Origin of the sequence: Cupriavidus sp. UGS-1 (assembly GCF_021213615.1) — a bacterium.
In the GTDB taxonomy this organism is placed as follows: Bacteria; Pseudomonadota; Gammaproteobacteria; order Burkholderiales; family Burkholderiaceae; genus Cupriavidus.
Map to the genome: position 1 here is coordinate 42,209 of NZ_JAJQJF010000011.1, position 17,098 is coordinate 59,306.

At 61.3% G+C, this 17,098-nt stretch carries 14 protein-coding genes; 8 read left to right on the forward strand and 6 right to left on the reverse strand.

Going from position 1 to position 17,098, the window contains the following annotated elements; genetic code table 11:
* The first annotated feature begins 30 nt into the window (after positions 1 to 30).
* From LRR16_RS15285 to dsr1, 3 genes are all read left to right on the forward strand, one after another.
* Positions 31 to 735 (forward strand): hypothetical protein, encoded by a 705-nt coding sequence (locus LRR16_RS15285; protein WP_232206399.1) that lies wholly within the window; start codon positions 31 to 33, stop codon positions 733 to 735.
* Positions 736 to 1,255: 520 nt separating this feature from the next.
* Positions 1,256 to 2,086, forward strand: a complete 831-nt coding sequence (locus tag LRR16_RS15290; protein ID WP_232206400.1) for a hypothetical protein — start codon at positions 1,256 to 1,258, stop codon at positions 2,084 to 2,086.
* Positions 2,087 to 2,249: 163 nt separating this feature from the next.
* Complete coding sequence (dsr1, locus tag LRR16_RS15295; protein ID WP_232206401.1) at positions 2,250 to 6,071, forward strand: anti-phage defense-associated sirtuin Dsr1; 3,822 nt, start codon at positions 2,250 to 2,252, stop codon at positions 6,069 to 6,071.
* Positions 6,072 to 6,434: 363 nt separating this feature from the next.
* Here dsr1 and LRR16_RS15300 read toward each other — a convergent pair whose 3' ends face one another.
* Positions 6,435 to 7,586, reverse strand: coding sequence for a citrate synthase family protein (locus tag LRR16_RS15300; protein WP_232206402.1), 1,152 nt, complete (start codon positions 7,584 to 7,586; stop codon positions 6,435 to 6,437).
* 118 nt (positions 7,587 to 7,704) lie between these two features.
* Here LRR16_RS15300 and LRR16_RS15305 point away from each other — a divergent pair, with 118 nt between their 5' ends.
* The 4 genes from LRR16_RS15305 to LRR16_RS15320 all read left to right on the forward strand — a co-directional run bounded on the left by LRR16_RS15305 (position 7,705) and on the right by LRR16_RS15320 (position 12,028).
* Positions 7,705 to 8,658 carry a 2-hydroxyacid dehydrogenase gene (locus LRR16_RS15305; protein ID WP_232206403.1) on the forward strand — a complete coding sequence of 318 codons (954 nt, stop codon included), beginning with the start codon at positions 7,705 to 7,707 and terminating at the stop codon, positions 8,656 to 8,658.
* A 115-nt stretch (positions 8,659 to 8,773) separates the two neighbouring features.
* Positions 8,774 to 9,532, forward strand: coding sequence for an SDR family oxidoreductase (locus LRR16_RS15310; protein WP_232206404.1), 759 nt, complete (start codon positions 8,774 to 8,776; stop codon positions 9,530 to 9,532).
* 107 nt (positions 9,533 to 9,639) lie between these two features.
* Positions 9,640 to 10,620, forward strand: a complete 981-nt coding sequence (locus tag LRR16_RS15315) for a tripartite tricarboxylate transporter substrate binding protein (RefSeq protein ID WP_232206405.1) — start codon at positions 9,640 to 9,642, stop codon at positions 10,618 to 10,620.
* Between the two features lie 163 nt (positions 10,621 to 10,783).
* Positions 10,784 to 12,028 (forward strand): methyl-accepting chemotaxis protein, encoded by a 1,245-nt coding sequence (locus tag LRR16_RS15320; protein WP_232206406.1) that lies wholly within the window; start codon positions 10,784 to 10,786, stop codon positions 12,026 to 12,028.
* Between the two features lie 13 nt (positions 12,029 to 12,041).
* On the opposite strand, the gene LRR16_RS15325 is transcribed toward LRR16_RS15320, so the two are convergent.
* From LRR16_RS15325 to LRR16_RS15345, 5 genes are all read right to left on the reverse strand, one after another.
* A complete protein-coding gene (locus LRR16_RS15325; protein ID WP_232206407.1) occupies positions 12,042 to 12,887 on the reverse strand; it encodes a phytanoyl-CoA dioxygenase family protein in 846 nt (281 codons plus the stop codon).
* A gap of 23 nt (positions 12,888 to 12,910) precedes the next feature.
* Positions 12,911 to 13,318: a cupin domain-containing protein gene (locus LRR16_RS15330; RefSeq protein WP_053823809.1), complete on the reverse strand. Its 408-nt coding sequence runs from the start codon at positions 13,316 to 13,318 to the stop codon at positions 12,911 to 12,913.
* A gap of 29 nt (positions 13,319 to 13,347) precedes the next feature.
* Positions 13,348 to 13,848: an Ohr family peroxiredoxin gene (locus tag LRR16_RS15335; protein WP_232206408.1), complete on the reverse strand. Its 501-nt coding sequence runs from the start codon at positions 13,846 to 13,848 to the stop codon at positions 13,348 to 13,350.
* A 13-nt stretch (positions 13,849 to 13,861) separates the two neighbouring features.
* Positions 13,862 to 14,614, reverse strand: a complete 753-nt coding sequence (locus LRR16_RS15340; RefSeq protein ID WP_232206409.1) for an SDR family oxidoreductase — start codon at positions 14,612 to 14,614, stop codon at positions 13,862 to 13,864.
* Positions 14,615 to 14,778: 164 nt separating this feature from the next.
* A complete protein-coding gene (locus LRR16_RS15345) occupies positions 14,779 to 15,750 on the reverse strand; it encodes a GlxA family transcriptional regulator (RefSeq protein WP_232206410.1) in 972 nt (323 codons plus the stop codon).
* Positions 15,751 to 16,050: 300 nt separating this feature from the next.
* Here LRR16_RS15345 and LRR16_RS15350 point away from each other — a divergent pair, with 300 nt between their 5' ends.
* Positions 16,051 to 17,079, forward strand: a complete 1,029-nt coding sequence (locus tag LRR16_RS15350) for a LysR family transcriptional regulator (protein WP_232206411.1) — start codon at positions 16,051 to 16,053, stop codon at positions 17,077 to 17,079.
* The last annotated feature ends 19 nt before the right edge of the window (positions 17,080 to 17,098 follow it).

Here is a 17,098-nt window from a genome sequence, read left to right on the forward strand (position 1 = left end):
AGGTCCTTTCCATCGTTTTGGAAAGAGTTGGTGCCGCTGCTTACGCCCCGCTTCGTCGGCCTCTTTAATGAGGCTTACGAACAGGTTCTGGTTGATGAGAACGGCAATGTGCTCACTGGCGTTCCTATGGGCACAGAAACGAGACCCGACATTGTTGCGGAGTTCGCTTTTCGAGGATCCCAATTGCTACACAAACGCAACCGTGATCCTTTGTCTCTTCTCGACGATCCCGATATTGTGGCAGAGGCAAGTCGACGAGCTTTCGAAGTCGTTCGGCGGTACGAAGGTACGCCGCCCGTCGAAAATCACCCCCTGTCGCAGACGGAGCTCGATGAGGGGTATGCGCTGGTAAGAAACTATGTGTCGCTCTACCGCGCTTTCCCTGCCAATGCGCACACTGAATTTTGCCCTCAGTTCCAGGGATCAGGCTTCTTAAGCGCGGCCGAGGGTGATTTGGGCATCGAAGATACGCTCATTGAAATCAAGACCACTACGCGAAAGGTATCCGGCAAGGACTTGCGGCAGCTCATCACGTACCTCGCACTAGATAGTGCCGCCGGAACTATGCGATGGTCGCACATTGGGATCTTCAATCCTCGTCGCGGAACTCTGCACCGCGCGCAAATTGACGCATTGCTGCTACGCGTGTCAGGTGGGAAACCACGCGTTGACGTTTTGGCGGAGCTTGTTAGCTTCGCGCAAACGACCGACCTCGTTGTTGATCGCACATTTTGAGGAAGCATGTTCGCCGTAGGGAATAGAACGGTAGGCGCAGTGGCGCGGCATCTCATCGCGTCACCGACTCCTCCCCCGTTCCCCGGCACTGCGTCCCTGGATGACGCAACAAAGTAGGTTCGAGGCGGAATCGGCCCCGTAGAAGTAGCATATATTGAGGGCAGCTCTATCAATGAGTGGCACTGTCAAGAACTCAACCTGTATGCCGACATATCTTGAACTGCGTTGGCATAACTCTTATCGAACAGTAAACTTCCCCCCTTTTTGATCAGGTGCCGGCCGCCGCGCCAACATCTTAGCCGACGCCTCACAGCCGGCACCGAAGATTTCAGGCTTGACGTCGCGATTGGGATCAGTAGATACATGCAGCGCTGCTACCGGTACAATCATCTGGTTCCGCGAGCTTGCGATACGACGGCGATGTTCTTAGCCGCAAGTTATCGCTGATACACTAAAATTTGGCCGACGCCGTGCATGTGCACCGGAGCAGCAAGCACTAAAATCAGGCAATATATTTGAATTGATGCACACCGTAAACTGGATTCTGGAAAACAAAGAGTGGCTATTCAGCGGAATTGTTGCCACGATTTTTCTCGCGACTGGGGGATGGCTCAAATCACAAAGGCAAAATCGACCACTGGCTGTTGGTTACGATATTTTTGGACCACACAGCTATCCAATTCCTGTTGACATATTAAAAGAAGATAATGCTAGTGAAACGCATAACGGAGCCGAACTTGTCATTCTTGTGTTACAAATTGACAACCACTCCGATGCATCCTGTCGAAACGTTCGCATTCTTTATTCAGCGAAATGCAAATTTCCCGCACGTGTAGAATTCAAGCGAAGAGACACAGAAGTCAAATACGACATTGATCACAAAAGCAAAGAGATTATAATCAGCGAAATCCCACCAAACGAAACGGTGTCAGTGGCATTTTTTAATCCATATAATGGTTTTTCAATTAACCATGTTATGATTGGTGATGCCGCCATTACGGATTCAATGCGAAAGCATGTTCAAGCGAAGCGCTATCCGATGCTGTACTGGTCCGAAAGGATCGCAACTGCCGCACTGTTTATCGCAGCGGCGGTTATATTTTGGGCAGGATATGTGTTATGGAAAAATAACAGAGACAATCAATTGATTTTGTCCGCCACTGATAATCTAAGAGGGTGTTTGCCGACCGTTATTCACGACGCCAACAAAAATCCGGACGATTTGATCCAACGATTTTCGGCATTGAGCTATCCGTTTAACCGCATGGTACTTGCAATGAACAAGGCAACATCATTGCAAGAACTTACCAAAAAAAGAACGGTGGTGTTTTGCGAATCGAACCAAGAATAGCCCTCGCACTGCCGCTGGGACGCGTGGGATGCGCTAGCAACTGCTCACGTCCCGGTGACCAATGCAACTCCGGTCAGCCGCACAACACGCAGCCCCTCATATTTCCCCAATCTCCCCGGCACCAGAATCTTGCTGAAATAATAAACTACGATAGGGAGTTACTTTGCAATTCGTATCCAACGGCCCTGACATACCGAATGCGCTCTTGCAGGCTCACGAGGAGGGCCGAGTAGTGTTTTTCTGCGGCGCAGGTATTTCCTACCCCGCTGGCCTACCAGGCTTTAAAGGGCTGGTGGAAGAGATTTACCGGCTGAACGGCACGCCCCTTTCTGACATAGAACGCCAGTCCTTTGACTTGGGACAGTTTGACGCCACTCTCGATCAATTGGAGCGGCGTCTTCCAGGCCAGCGCTTAGCGGTTCGTCGTGCTTTGGCGCAGGCGCTCAAACCTAGGTTGCGCCGTAAGGGTGCGACTGATACACACGCGGCATTGTTGCGGCTCGCGCGCAGCCGTGAAGGGTCGCTGCGGCTTGTGTCCACTAACTTCGACCGTGTGTTTCATGCGGCGGCCAAACGCTCCGGCCAGGCTTTCGATAGTTATGCGGCACCGATGCTACCAATCCCAAAGAACAGCCGCTGGAATGGCCTGGTCTTCCTGCACGGACTGCTCCCGGAAAAGGCCGACGATACCGCCTTGAACCGTCTGGTAGTCACCAGTGGGGATTTCGGTCTGGCCTACCTCACGGAACGCTGGGCCGCCCGTTTTGTGAGCGAGTTATTCCGCAATTACGTTGTCTGCTTCATCGGGTACAGCATCAATGATCCGGTACTACGCTACATGATGGATGCGCTCGCTGCTGACAGGATGTTGGGCGAGGTCACACCGCAGGCGTGGGCGCTTGGCGATTACCAGCGTGGAGATGACCATCGCAAGACCATCGAGTGGGAGGCCAAAGGCGTCTCGCCTATCCTCTACGAAGTACCCGCTGGCAGCCATGATCATTCAGCGCTTCATGGCACCCTGCACGCTTGGGCGGAGACGTATCGCGACGGCGTACTAGGCAAGGAGCGAATCGTTGTCAGTCATGCTTTGGCACGGCCATCGGCGAGTACGCAACAAGATGACTTCGTTGGGCGGATGATATGGGCCTTGTCGGACAAGTCGGGACTGCCCGCCAAGCACTTTGCGAACTTTAACCCCGTACCATCCCTAGACTGGTTGCTGGAAGCATTCTCGGACGAACGGTTTCAGCACAGCGATCTGGCACATTTTGGCGTGCCCCCATGCGAACAGGTGGACACGAAGTTGCGATTCAGCCTGATTCGCCGGCCAGCACCCTACGACCGCGCACCACCGATGCTGCTAGCTAGCGGTGGTGACAACGGCAGTCAGTGGGATGACGTGATGTTCCATCTGGGGAGCTGGCTGGTACGCCATCTGGATGACCCGCGGCTGATCATTTGGGTCGCACGACGCGGTGGCAAATTGCATGACCGCTGGTCTTGGCTAATCGATGAGAAACTGAACGACCTTGTCTCCAAGGAGCGCAACGGAAATAAGGTCGAGCTGGATGAAATTCGCTTACAGGCTCCGAAGGCTATTCCTAGTCCCTCGATGCGCAAGTTGTGGCGCCTGCTCCTCAGCGGCCGGGTGAAATCATCATGGCACAACTTGGATTTGTACCGATGGATACGTCGGCTGAAGCGCGAAGGGCTGACCAGCACTTTGCGCTTGGAACTGCGTAGTTTGCTCGCGCCTTTGGTGGAATTGAAGGAACCGCTTCGCTGGGGAAACGAGGAAGCCGGCACAGGTGAGCCCATGCGAATCAAGCAATTGGTGGACTGGGAGCTGGTGCTGGCAGCCGACCACGTTCATTCTGCTTTGCGGGATCTCGCTGATCAACAATGGGCTTGCGCCTTACCCCTGCTGCTGGATGACCTACAACAGCTGCTGCGTGATGCGCTGGACTTGCTACGCGAGCTCGACGATGGCGATGACCGCAGCGATCGTTCACACTGGGACCTGCCGTCGATCGCTCCACACTGGCAGAACCGGGGCTTTCACGACTGGGTATGCCTGATTGAATTGCTGCGCGATGCGTGGCTGGCGATTCGCAACAGCGACGGTGCTCGTGCCTCACGAATTGCAGAGACATGGTTCGACCTGCCGTATCCAACGTTCAAGCGACTGGCCCTTTTCGCTGCCAGCCAAGATGGCTGCATCCGACCCGAACAGTGGGTGGCTTGGCTGTTGGCGAATGATGCTTGGTGGCTATGGTCCCATACTACGGGTCGGGAAGTATTCAGGCTGTTGGTATTGCAAGGTTGCCAGCTGTCAGCTACAGCACAGGAGCGTCTGGAGGCTGCGATCGTAGCTGGCCCACCGCGCACGATGTACAGGGAAGATCTCGAGCCCGGCCGGTGGAAAGACTTGGTGGAACACTCAGTCTGGCTGCATTTAGCCAAACTGAATACCTCTGGCCTCGCACTCGGACCCGTCGCAGCGGCGCTTTTGGCGGAACTCTCCACTGCACACCCACAATGGCAGTTGGCGTCCAATGAGCGCGACGAATTCTCTCACTGGATGAGCGGCACCGGCGATCCGGACTATGAGCAAAGCCGGGATGTCGACATTGCACCCCGAAATTGGCAGGAACTCGTTCAATGGCTAACAAAGCCACCGCCGGAAAATCGTCCGCTCTACGAGGACACGTGGCGCGACGTTTGCCGCAATCGCTTCTTCCACAGCTTGTACGCACTGTGCGACCTCGCGCGTGGAGGGGTATGGCCAACCCACCGATGGCGCGAGGCACTGCAGTCTTGGAGCGAGGAAGGCATGGTATTGAGATCGTGGCGGTATGCTGCACGATTGGTGTGCACCATGCCGGACCCCGCAATTCAAGAGATTGCACACGCCGTGACGCGGTGGATCGACAGTGTTTCGAGGTCGGTCATTCAGCACGAGCAAATCCTGCTCGACCTATGCCGTCGCATCCTGAGTCTGCCGCTCAAAGCAGGAACCGGAATGACGCGCAATGGTGAACCGATTAACGAACCCGTTACTGAGGCCATCAATCATCCCGTCGGGCATGTCACCCAAGTGTTGATCAACCTCTGGTTTAAGCGAAATCCGAACGACAACGATCAGCTACCTGCGGACATTGAACCCTTCTTCACACTGCTTTGCGACCTTCAGACGGCTCGATTCCGACACGGCCGCGTAATATTGGGTTCGCAATTGATTGCGCTTTTTCGTGTTGACCGCACTTGGACCGAGCAAAACCTGTTGCCGCTGTTCAAATGGAACGATCCGGCTGAAGCGAAAGCCGTGTGGGAAGGATTTCTCTGGTCGCCCCGCTTGTACCAGCCATTGTTGATTGCGTTCAAAACGCAATTCCTAGAAAGCGCTAACCACTACGCCGACTTAGGTGAACACCGTCAACAGTTCGCCGCTTTCCTGACTTACGCGGCATTAGGCCCGACCGAGGGCTACACCGTCGAAGAGTTTCGATCCGCCATTGGAGTTCTGCCTCAAGAAGGCCTGGAGGAATCAGCGCAGGCCCTCTGCCAGGCTCTTGAAGGTGCAGCCGATCAGCGTGAGGACTATTGGAGAAACCGCATACGGCCCTTCTGGCAGTATATTTGGCCCAAGTCTCGCGACATTTCCACGGGTCGAATCGCTGAATCATTGGCCCGATTAGTTGTTGCAGCCCGATCTGAATTTCCGGCTGCTTTGGCCGCGATGCAAGACTGGTTGCGACCAATTGAACATCCGCACTACATCGTACACCTACTGTACGAATCGGGTCTTTGCTCGCGTTTCCCTGCGGATGCTCTACGTTTGCTGGACATTGTGATTGCCGACCAACAGTGGGCGCCTCAGGAGCTAGGACAATGCTTGGACGTGATCGTCGAAGCATTGCCTAAACTCGCTCAAGAAGTCCCATACCTGCGGCTCCAACAGCATTTTCGGAGACGGACATAGCATAAAATGGAGTTACGTTGTTGTTGGATTTGCAGGTCAATCTCCAGAGCGCCGTAGCTGTAGGTGCATGGTAGTTTCCGATGTCAAACGGAGAAATAGGGGCAGGCACATTCCGGGCCATGGCACTAGGTGCCCCGCTCCACTCAGAAATTCGGTTCAACTGTCGCTGCCGGGCAGGGCTGGAGTCGTTCCAGAAGGAACCGCGAAAAAGACGCGCTTGGTCTATTGCGCCCTCTCTATGTCAACGGCAGATCCGTACGCGAAGTCATGCCCTTGCCATTTTGAGCCTCTGAGTTGTCGGGCCTACTCCTGGCTTAAACGGCCCTGCCATGCAACGCCACCAAAGACCGCGCAAGCAAAACCTCATCTCTCGCTCACCCGCTCCGGCCCGACGCCGACATACCGACCCCGCGGCCGTATCACCTGCCCCACCCCGAATTGCTCCAGGCTATGCGCCAGCAATCCAATGCTGCGCGCCGTAGCAAACATCGCGAACGCGGCATCTTCCGGTAGCCCGTAATGAATGACCATGGCCGCCAGCGCGACGTCGATGTTCGGTTGCAGCCCCGTTAGCCTCGTCGCCTTCTCGATAAAGCGCGCTATCGCCTCCGGCGGCTCGAACATCGCCAACAAGGCCGCCGCCCGCGGATCGCCGTCGGGATACAAGTGATGCCCAAATCCGGGCAACGGCAATCCCGTCGACAGATGGTGCGCAATCACCTGTTCTTCGCCCTGCCGCTCCACTTCATCGAATAGCGCCTTGACGCGGCCCGAGGCGTCGCCGTGCAAAGGGCCGGACAGCGTCGCCAGTCCGCCAAGGAGGCAAGCCGGCAGCGATGCGCCCGTGGATGCCGTGATACGTGCGGCAAAGGCTGAACTCGTCAGTTCGTGGTCCACCAGAAGGACCATGGCCGTCCGCAAAAGCTCGGCCACCTGCGCCGGCTGTTTCCACCCTTGCGCAAACCGAAGGTGCAACGGTTGTTGGCCCGGTTGTGCACCGAACGCGTTGGCGAGTTGGCCGACCAGGCTTTGGCATTCGACATGCAGCACCCTTGTCATGCGCCCGTGCGTGGAGTGGCCGGTGGCGGCCAGCGTAGCAAGGGTCTTGAATGCCGCAACGCGTCCGGGCTTGGCGACTCGGGTGGAGCATGAAAAGTCCACCGCCTGCTGCGCGTCCCACAGTAATCGCGCCACGTCCTCGAGGGTGGCCGAGCCGGCGAGGGACACAGCGTCCTGCCCGCGGTAGTAAAGCCGCTCGCGCACGAACGTGGAAAGCGCGGTCGGGATGCTGGGTTCCGCGCCGAACAGCGTATTGGTTGCGAGGGTCTCGTGCTTGCGGCCGGCCTGCTTGCGTTTGGCGAGCGTGGCGACATCTTCTGCGCGATACAGGCTGCGGCGGGAGTCGGACGGGTCGGCCATAACTTCCAGCTTGCCGCGGCTGACGTAGGCGTAGATCGTCTGCGGTCGGACGCCGAGGCGTTGGCACACCTCGTCCATCGATATCCAGGTGCTCATGGTGGTCCAAATGACTTTATGTTGATTTTATAGATCAATATTGCCATGACAATCAACTATTACCTACCATGCCGTCAACCATCAACGCCTTGCTTCACACCACACCTGGCTGACGCACATGAAACCGCAGATCCTGCAGCTCAATCCCATCCTGATTCCGGCCATCAATGACGAGCTCGCCTCGCTCTATCAGGTTCACAAGTTCTTCGAGATCGCAGACCAGGCGGCATGGTTGCGCGAGTACGGGACCTCCATTCAGGCCGTTATCACCGGCGGGCACACCGGAATTTCTCGGGCGATGCTGGAGCAATTGCCCGCGCTGAAGGTCGTGGCGATCAATGGCGTAGGCACCGATGCGGTGGACCTGGACTACTGTCGCGGCCGCAATCTGCCGGTCACCGCCACGCTCGGTGCGTTGACCGAAGATGTTGCGGACCTTGCCATCGGCCTGCTGATCGCGGCCTGCCGCAATATCTGCGCAGTAGATCGTTTCGTCCGCGAAGGCCAGTGGGAGCGGTACCCGCAGCCGAGCGCGATTCCGCTTGCCCGACGCTTCAGCGGCATGAATGTCGGCATCGTGGGCATGGGTCGCGTCGGCCGGGCCGTGGCGACGCGGGCGGCGGCGTTTGGCTGCCCGATCCGCTACACCGACCTGCGCTGCATGGATGACGTGCCCCACGAGTTCGTGGCGGATCTTCGCGATTTGGCGCGCCGCAGCGATGCACTGGTGCTTTGCGCGGCGGCCGACAAGGCGGAGGGCATCGTCGATGCCGCGGTGCTCGACGCGCTGGGCCCGCGTGGCTATCTCGTCAACGTGGCGCGCGGCCGGTTGGTCAATGAGGCCGACCTGGCCAAAGCCGTGGCGGCCGGCCGCATCGCGGGCGCGGGCCTAGATGTGTTCGTCGACGAGCCGCGCGTACCGCAGGCCTTGCGCGAGTCCGATCGCACGACGCTGCAGGCTCACCGCGCCAGCGCGACCTGGGAAACCCGTACCGCGATGGCGCAGATGGTGCTCGAAAGCGTGGTGCAGGCGCTGGCCGGCGGCCGTCCGACGATGAGTCTGACCACCTGAGCGCAAGAGCGATCGTTCCCACACCGCACCGCACGAACGCAGGAACCCAGGAACACCCACGCCCACGAGTGCGCGGGCGCCTTCCAGCCTCACACCCCATGACGGAGACCCGCCCTTGAACGCTTCCCGAAAAATCGCCCTCGTCACCGGCGCCGGCAGCGGTGTTGGCCGCCTCAGCGCGATCGCGCTGCTGGAGGACGGCTGGACGGTGGTGCTGGCCGGCCGCCGCGCCGAACCGCTGCAAGCGCTGGCCGCCGAGGCTGCTGCGCGCGGACAGCACGCAGTGCCCGTGCCCACCGATGTCACCGACCCCGCCAGCGTGCAGGCCCTGTTCGACACCATCGAACAGGAATTCGGGCGGCTGGACCTGCTGTTCAACAACGCCGGCGTCAATGCCCCGGCCGTCCCGATGGACGAGCTGCCGCTGGACGCATGGTTCAACGTGATCAACACGAACGTCACCGGCGTCTACCTCTGCGCGCGAGCCGCCTTCGGCCTGATGCGCCGGCAATCGCCGCAGGGCGGACGCATCATCAATAACGGCTCCATCTCGGCGCACACGCCGCGCCCCTACACGGCGCCCTACACCGCGAGCAAGCACGCCGTCACCGGCCTGACCAAGGCACTGGCGCTAGACGGCCGCGCGTTCAACATCGTGGCGGGGCAGATCGACATCGGCAACGCGCTGACGGAACTGTCGGAGCGGATGACGCGCGGCGTGCTGCAGGCCAATGGCACGACAGCGCCGGAACCGATGATGGACGCCGCGCACGTCGCCAATGCCGTGCGTCATATGGCATCGCTGCCGCTCGAGGCGAACGTGCTGACCATGACCGTCATGGCCAGTGCCATGCCCTTCGTCGGGCGCGGCTGATATCGCTCGGCATCTCACGTCGCTCCCGCGCCCCGGCTTGCTGGCGCCGCGGGGACGCACAGCATCAGAGTTGACACAACAGTTGACCAGAAACAGAGGAGACAACCATGCCATTCACCAAGCTGATCACGTCCCTGGCCGTCCCGGCCGCCCTGATCATGGCCCCCGGCCTGTCGGGGGCACAGGCACAGAACTACCCCACCCGCCCCGTCACCATCATCGTGCCCGCACCGGCCGGCGGCGGCATCGATCTGATTGCCCGCGTGGTCGGAGAAAAGCTGGCGGTCAAGCTTGGGCAGCCCTTTATCGTCGAGAACCGTCCGGGGGCATCGAACAATCTTGGCACCGCCGTGCTGGCCAATGCCAAGCCGGACGGCTACACCATCGGCATCGTCGGCGGCAGCCACAACATCAATAAATACCTGTTCAAGAATCTGGGCTGGGATCCGGAGAAGAGCTTCGAGCCGATCGTCTATACCCACGTGATTCCGCTGGTGTTCGCGGTCAATCCGAAAATTCCCGCCAAATCGGTGCCCGAACTGGTCAATTGGATGAAAGCCAATCCGGGCGAGGCCAAGGTGGCGACTTCCGGTCGTGGCAGCGCGCAGGAGATGGCCGCGGAAATGTTCCGCATGGTCAGCGGTGCGAACATGCTGCTGATTCCGTACAAGGGCTCGTCCGCCGCCCATCCGGACCTGGTGGCCGGCCGCACGGTGCTGTTCATCGACACCATCAGTGCGATCCAGGAACAGATCAAGGCCGGCAACGTCCGCGCGCTCGCCGTCTCCACGCGAAATCGCTCCAGGGCGCTGCCCAATGTGTCGACCGCGGAAGAGCAAGGGCTGAAGGGCTATGACGCCAATACCAATGGCGGCTTCCTGGCGCCCGCCGGCACGCCGAAGGAAATTGTCGCCAGGCTCAATACCGAGATCAATGCGGCATTGAAGCTGCCGGAGGTACGCGCCAAGCTCGAAGCCGCCGGGATCGAGGTCCAGGGCGGCACGCCACAGGATTACGCCGCGCTGATCAAGTCCGACCTGGCGAAATGGGGAAAGGTGGTCAAGGAGGCCGGAATCCAGCAGGAATAGCGGCCGGTAAGAAAATCGGGTAATTCTTGCCCGTTGGCCCTAAAGTTTTCCATCCCTCTGCCGTCAATCCGCGTTGAGCACAAAAAACCGGACCACGCAGTCCGGCCCGGCGAAGGCGTCCGCCTTGGGGCGCCATTCCACAACAAGGGGAGCGGAGGGAGAAATGCTTATCGGAAACTGGTCCATCCGGGCAAGGCTGACCGCGTGCTTCGGCGCGGTGTTGCTGGTACTGGCAATCGCGCTGGGCATGGGCGTCACGCAGTTGCGGGCCATCGGCGAGGCAGCGCATTCGGCCGAGGCCGGGGCCGTTACCGCGGCCAAGGGCCCAGCCCTCCTGACCCAGCTGGATCAACAAATCACCACCACCACCGAATGGATGGCCGGCCTGGGTATCGCCGCCCTGCTGCTCGCGGTGGCAAGCATCCACGCGCTGTCCAAGGGTATCGAGCAGCCGCTGGCCGAGGCCGAGCTGATTGCCGAGACGGTAGCCGCCGGCGACCTCAGCCAGGAATTCGAGACCGAACGCAGCGGTCCCTTCGGTCCCCTGCTCGGCGGGCTCGGTCGGATGGAGGACATGCTGACCGACCTGATCACCCGGATCAAGACGTCCACCGATTCGATCACCGAGGCCTCGCACCGGATCGCGGCCGGCAATACCGACCTGTCGCAGCGCACCGAACAGCAGGCCGCGACGCTGGAAGAAACGGCGTCGAGCATGAGCGAGCTGACCGCGATGGTGCAGCAGAACACCGAGCGCGCCCGCGAAGCCAACCGCTTTGCGCAATCGGCATCGGGCATCGCCGAGCGCGGTGGCGAGGTGATGACCGCGGTGGTCGACACGATGCAGGCGATCGACACCAGCTCCAAGAAGGTGGCCGATATCGTCGACGTGATCCAGGGCATCGCCTTCCAGACCAATATCCTGGCGCTGAACGCGGCCGTGGAAGCGGGGCGCGCCGGCGAACAGGGCCGCGGGTTCGCGGTGGTCGCCGGTGAAGTGCGCACGCTGGCCCAGCGCAGCGCCGCTGCGGCGCGCGAAATCAAGGACCTGATCGACGATTCGGTGCAGCAGGTCGGAAGCGGCTCGACGCTGGTCGGCAAGGCCGGTCAGACGATGCAGGAAATCGTCGGGGCCGTTCGGCACGTGACGACGCTGCTGGGCGAGATCGGTACCGCGTCCGAGCATCAGAGCAGCGGCATTGCCCAGGTGGCCGAGGCGGTCACGCAGATGGATACCGTGACGCAGCAGAATGCCGCGCTGGTCGAGCAGGCCGCCGCGGCTTCGAATGCGCTGGCCGACGAAGCCCGTGAGCTGCAAAGCGTGGTGGCGCGGTTCCGGCTGGAGGCCGGCCCTGCCCCGATGCCGGCATCGCGGGAGCCGTCGCTTCAATTGGCCGCAGCGCGATAACCGACGACGTAGCCTATCCGCTCAGCCCGTGCCGGATCGCCAATTCCACAGGCGAGTAGGTGCCATCTTGCCGCTCCAGCTGTAGCGGCTCCCGCGGCAGCAAGGAGGGCTGCGCCATGAACCGCGGCGTCGTGCCGCGGTGGGGCTGGGCGGAATGCACCAGGAACGGGTGGCACAGGTACACCGTTCCAGCGTCGCCGGTGGCCAAGACCTCTGGACGCCCTTCCGTCTCGGACAACCGGCCGACGATTTCGCGCAATGTCAGGCCGGCATCTCCGGCAGGCGCGAGCATCCTCGCGACATCCAGATGCGAGCCGATTCGAATGCGCGTTGGCGCGTCGTGCTCGCTGACATCCGAGAATAGAAACAGCATCAGCAACGCCCTTCCCTTCGAGTTGACGTTGGCGCGCCACTCCATGAAGTCGGGATTGTCCCAACCGAAGCTCACATCGACGTGCCAGCCGGCATCGCCGGGATCCTCTGCCGAGGGAAAGCGAACGGGGAAGGTGCCCATCGCCTTGCAAGGCAGCCAGCGCCCGGCGCCGACCAGCTGATCGAACGCCTGGCGCAACACGGGCGTGTTTGCTGCCTCGATAAACGGCGGCTGGGAATACATGCCGAGGCGGATCACGGGCTTGGTCCAGGTGGAGGGATCGGCCGGATCGCAGCCCGTGTCTCGCCACAGGATTGCCCTTGCCTCCTCCGCCACCGCACGGGGAAAGGCACCGTCGATCCGGATGAAGCCCTGATCGACAAAATTGCGGATCTGCACCTGGCTCAGTGCTGCGCCTGCTCGGCCGTCGCCCTGCATCGCCTTCCCTTTACCGTAGTTCGAGAAGCAGATTGTAAGACCCGGCATGGCCGGGTCCTACGAGAAGCGCCCTACTTCACCGGCGTCAAAATCGGCGCGCCCTGCTTCTTGATCAGGAACACGACGAACTTCGCCGGTTGCGTCTTGCTGGCGTTGCGCCCGACGGTGTGGATATCGTTCGGGCCTTCGTGGAAGGTCTCGCCGGCCTTCAGCGTGACCTCCTTGCCGCCCTTGACGCCCATCACGATGCTGCCCTCGAGCACATAGACGAAGCCGTGGGCGTCGTGGCGATGCACCGGGTCGGCGCCGCCGGGCGCGTAATCGACGACGATCATCTCGACTTCCTTGCCGGGGTATTCGGGCAACGGCTGCGTCAGCAGCGGCTTGACCGAGACGCCTTCTCCGGCCGCGGCGGCGGGCTGTCCCACCATCAGCGACGAGAGCAGCAGCGTTGCCGCAAAGGCAGTGACTGGTTTCATGGTTTCACTCCAGATTCTTGGACAGTTCCTCAAACCGACACGGTAATGACGGTATGCATACCCTCGCGGGCGATCTTTGCGTAGGGACAGAGCCGCTCGGTATGGCGGACCAGTTCTTCGGCAACCGGCTTGTCGACACCGGGCATCCGGATGTGGATGTCGGCAATCAAGGCATAGCCGCCGTCGGCGGGATCGCGGCCGAACGACACCTTGACCGCGACGGTCGCGGCCGCAATGTCGATCTGCTCGCGCTGGGCGAGCAGGCTCAAGGCGCCGTGGAAGCAGGCCGCGAAGCCCGCCGCGAAAAGCTGTTCGGGATTGGTGCCGCCGCCCGGCCCGCCGAGTGCCGCTGGCAAGCGCAGGTCCAGATGCAGGTTGCCATCGTCCGATCGCGCGACGCCCGATGCGCGGCCATGCCCTGCCTCGCCTCCCGACACCGTCACGGTGGTCGTGTACAGCACGGCGAAGTCGCTGCCGCGATATCGGTCGAGCAACGTCAGCGGCGGCGGCTTCAGCCCCTTGGTTGTCATAGGGCCTCCGCGCCTACTCGACCTGCGATTGGCGCATCCAGTCCTCGAAGCTGATGCGCCCCAGATGGGCCGGTCCCTCCGGCACCAGCGAGCCCGTCTGCAGCTCTGCGCCGAAATAGCGGGCGGCGGGATCGACCTTGACCGTGCGCGAATCTCCGATCGCCTGCAGATAGCGCTGCACGATGTCGCTCATCTTGAACGGCTCGGGACCGGCGATCTCGACGATGCCGTTCGCGGGCCCGGCCAGCGCGCGATCGGCCACGGCTTGCGCGACGTCGTCCGACGAAATCGGCTGGATCAGCGCCGGCGACAACCGGATCGTGTCGCCCTGCGCCGCCGCTTGCGCGATGCCGCCGAGAAACTCCAGGAACTGCGTCGAGCGGACGATCGTATAGGGCACGCCGGACTCGCGGATCAGGGTCTCCTGCGCGAGCTTGGCGCGGAAGTATCCGTTCTGCGGCAGCCTGTCGGTGCCGACCACCGACAGCGCAACGTGGTGTGCGACGCCCGCTTCCTTCTCGGCGGCGGCCAGATTGCGCGCCGATGTCTCGAAGAAATGCAGTACCGCGGCGTCCTCGAACGACGGCGAATTGGCGACGTCCACCACCACCTGCGCGCCGGCCAGCGCTTGCGCGAGCCCTTCGCCGGTCAGGGCGTTGACGCCGGTTTGCGGCGACGCGGCGACCACCTGATGCCCCTGGGCCGACAGCCTCGTCACGACTTTCTTGCCGATCAGGCCCGTGCCGCCAATGACAACGATCTTCATGATGCTTCTCCCTGCTGTGAGTGGAAGTGGAACAACTTCACGCTCATGCTAGGGGTCGCGCATCGCGCGCACCAGACCGATGCCGAAACCACGGTGTTTCCCGATCGGCACCAATCGAAGCGGGCAGACCGGAGCAGGCAGACCGCTCGAAAGCAATGCTCGGATCAGCGATTGACCTTCAACCGGTATTCGCTGGGCGAGAGCCCGAAGTGCCGGTGGAAGGCGACCCGCATGCGTTCCTCGCTGCCAAAACCGCATTCGCGCGCAATCTGATCGACCGGCTTGTCGATTTCCTGCAGCATGCCGCGCGCCGCCTCCATGCGGAAGTGCTCGACGCCCTTGGCCGGCGTGCGGCCGGTCTTTTCCTTGTAGACCCGCGCGAAGTTGCGCGGGCTCATGCCGACGCGATCGGCCAGTTGTTCGACCGACAGGTCTTCCCGCGACAGATTCTGGGCGATCCACAAATGCAGCGTCTCGAACACCGGTACCTGCCGGCTCTGGGCGATCAGCATTTCGCTGAGCTGCGGCTGCGCGCCCGGGCGCTTCATATAGACCGCGAGTTCCTTGGCGACACTGAGCGCCACATCGTGGCCGCAATCGGCTTCGACCATGGCCAGCGCCAGATCGATGCCGGTGGTGACGCCGGCGGACGTCCACAGGTTCTGCTGCTGGACGAAGATCGCATCGGCATCCAGATCGACCGTGGGGAACATCTCGTGAAACCGGCCCAGCATCGCCCAGTGCGTGGTGGCGCGCTTGCCATCGAGCAGCCCGGCGTGCGCCAGCAGGAACGCCCCGCTGCAGACCGAGGCCGTGCGCCGGACCTTGCCGGACACCGTGCGCAGCCATTCGATCAGTGACCCGGAGTCCTTCGCAACCTCCAGGATCTTCGGCGAGCCTGGCACGATCACCGTATCGACGGTGCGCGGGTCCAGGCTGTCGAGCGCGACCGACTGCATCGCCGTGCCCTCGACCGCCGCGACGGCACCGCCACGCTCGCTGGCAACGTGGCAGCGATATTCCGGCATGCCGCGCTCGCGCGCATAGTGGGACGCCGCCCAGAACACGGTCTGCGGACCGGCGAAATCGAGCAGGCTCACGTCGGGATACAGCACGAACACGACGTTGCGTGGCATGTCTTCAACGCGTGCGGCGGGGGAGAATGAGCGAATCAATTGCATGGCACCCGGGATGGCGACAACGGATGGTATGTCCGCCCCAAGATGGCATGCAAGGTCGTGTCGATGCCGCAATGCGGCAATGCGATGCTGTTCCCATTTCCGCACCAATTTCGCGCACATCGGGAAAATCACCGGGAAACAGGCTGGCAGCCTGGCAGAAAATCAGGGAACGCTGTCATTTACGATACAGCCGCGCCTGATTAGCATCCAGGCACGCCATATCTCTGCGCGGCCATGCATTCAGGGAATGCTGAAATGAACGAACCGGAAACAGCGGAACGCGCCTTCCGCCTCAGCCTGCCCAATCGCGCGGACGCGCTGTCCACCAGCTTCGCGGCGAGCTATGCCGGCATCATGGCCTTCATGGCCGTGGCCAGCGAGGGCAGCTTCGCCAAGGCCGGCGAGCGCCTGGGCATCGGCCGCTCGGCCGTCAGCCGCAACGTGCAGAAGCTGGAAACCCAGCTCAGCACGCGGCTGTTTCTTCGTACCACGCGCACCACGCAGCTGACGCGCGAAGGTCAGCGATTCTTCGAAAACTGCCATCAGGGCGTCACGCATATCGTCGAAGCGATGAACGACATGCTGGAGCTACGGGAGGGCCCGCCGCGCGGCCTGATCCGCATCAGTTCGACGGTGGGCTTCGGCCGCAAGATCGTCGCCCCGCTGCTGGAGCGCTTCATGAAGGCCTATCCGGATATCGCGATCGACCTGCTGCTCGACGACAAACCCACGGATTTCGCCTCCGAGCAGATCGATGTGGCATTCCGCAATGGCCGCATCGAGGACTCCAGCATCATCGCCAGGCGGCTGATTCCGATGCAGATGGCATTGTGCGCGTCGCCCGCTTATGCGGCCGCGCGCGGATTGCCGCGGACGCTCGAACAATTGTCGGAGCACGACTGCATCAATTTCCGCTTTGCCAGCGGGCGGATATTCGAATGGGAATTCAAGGTCGAAGGCAATGTGCGCAAGGTCTTGCCGACGGCCCGGCTCACCTTCAACGACGCCGATCTGGTGCTCGATGCGGTGCTGCAGGGCTGGGGCATCGCGCAGATGGCCGGATACCACATCTGCGGCCACCTCGCGAACAAGGAACTGGTCGTCGCGCTGGACCGCCATTCGCCCGACGATCGCGGCCACTACATCTGCTACCTCAGCCGCCAGCACCTGCCGACCCGGATTCGGGTCTTTATCGACTTCATGACCGAGCAGATCCGCGCGCTGGATCTCTATTGCCTGACCCAATTCAACGACCACACGTTGGGACGGGAATTGGCGGCTTGAAACCCGGTGCTTCGGCCCG

Bases quoted from the DNA above. Each gene is read 5' to 3' on its own strand.
- LRR16_RS15300 (WP_232206402.1), bottom strand. From the start codon at position 7,586: ATGAGCACCTGGATATCGATGGACGAGGTGTGCCAACGCCTCGGCGTC.
- LRR16_RS15305 (WP_232206403.1), top strand. From the start codon at position 7,705: ATGAAACCGCAGATCCTGCAGCTCAATCCCATCCTGATTCCGGCCATC.
- LRR16_RS15315 (WP_232206405.1), top strand. From the start codon at position 9,640: ATGCCATTCACCAAGCTGATCACGTCCCTGGCCGTCCCGGCCGCCCTG.
- LRR16_RS15320 (WP_232206406.1), top strand. From the start codon at position 10,784: ATGCTTATCGGAAACTGGTCCATCCGGGCAAGGCTGACCGCGTGCTTC.
- LRR16_RS15325 (WP_232206407.1), bottom strand. From the start codon at position 12,887: ATGCCGGGTCTTACAATCTGCTTCTCGAACTACGGTAAAGGGAAGGCG.
- LRR16_RS15330 (WP_053823809.1), bottom strand. From the start codon at position 13,318: ATGAAACCAGTCACTGCCTTTGCGGCAACGCTGCTGCTCTCGTCGCTG.
- LRR16_RS15335 (WP_232206408.1), bottom strand. From the start codon at position 13,848: ATGACAACCAAGGGGCTGAAGCCGCCGCCGCTGACGTTGCTCGACCGA.
- LRR16_RS15340 (WP_232206409.1), bottom strand. From the start codon at position 14,614: ATGAAGATCGTTGTCATTGGCGGCACGGGCCTGATCGGCAAGAAAGTC.
- LRR16_RS15345 (WP_232206410.1), bottom strand. From the start codon at position 15,750: ATGCCACGCAACGTCGTGTTCGTGCTGTATCCCGACGTGAGCCTGCTC.
- LRR16_RS15350 (WP_232206411.1), top strand. From the start codon at position 16,051: ATGAACGAACCGGAAACAGCGGAACGCGCCTTCCGCCTCAGCCTGCCC.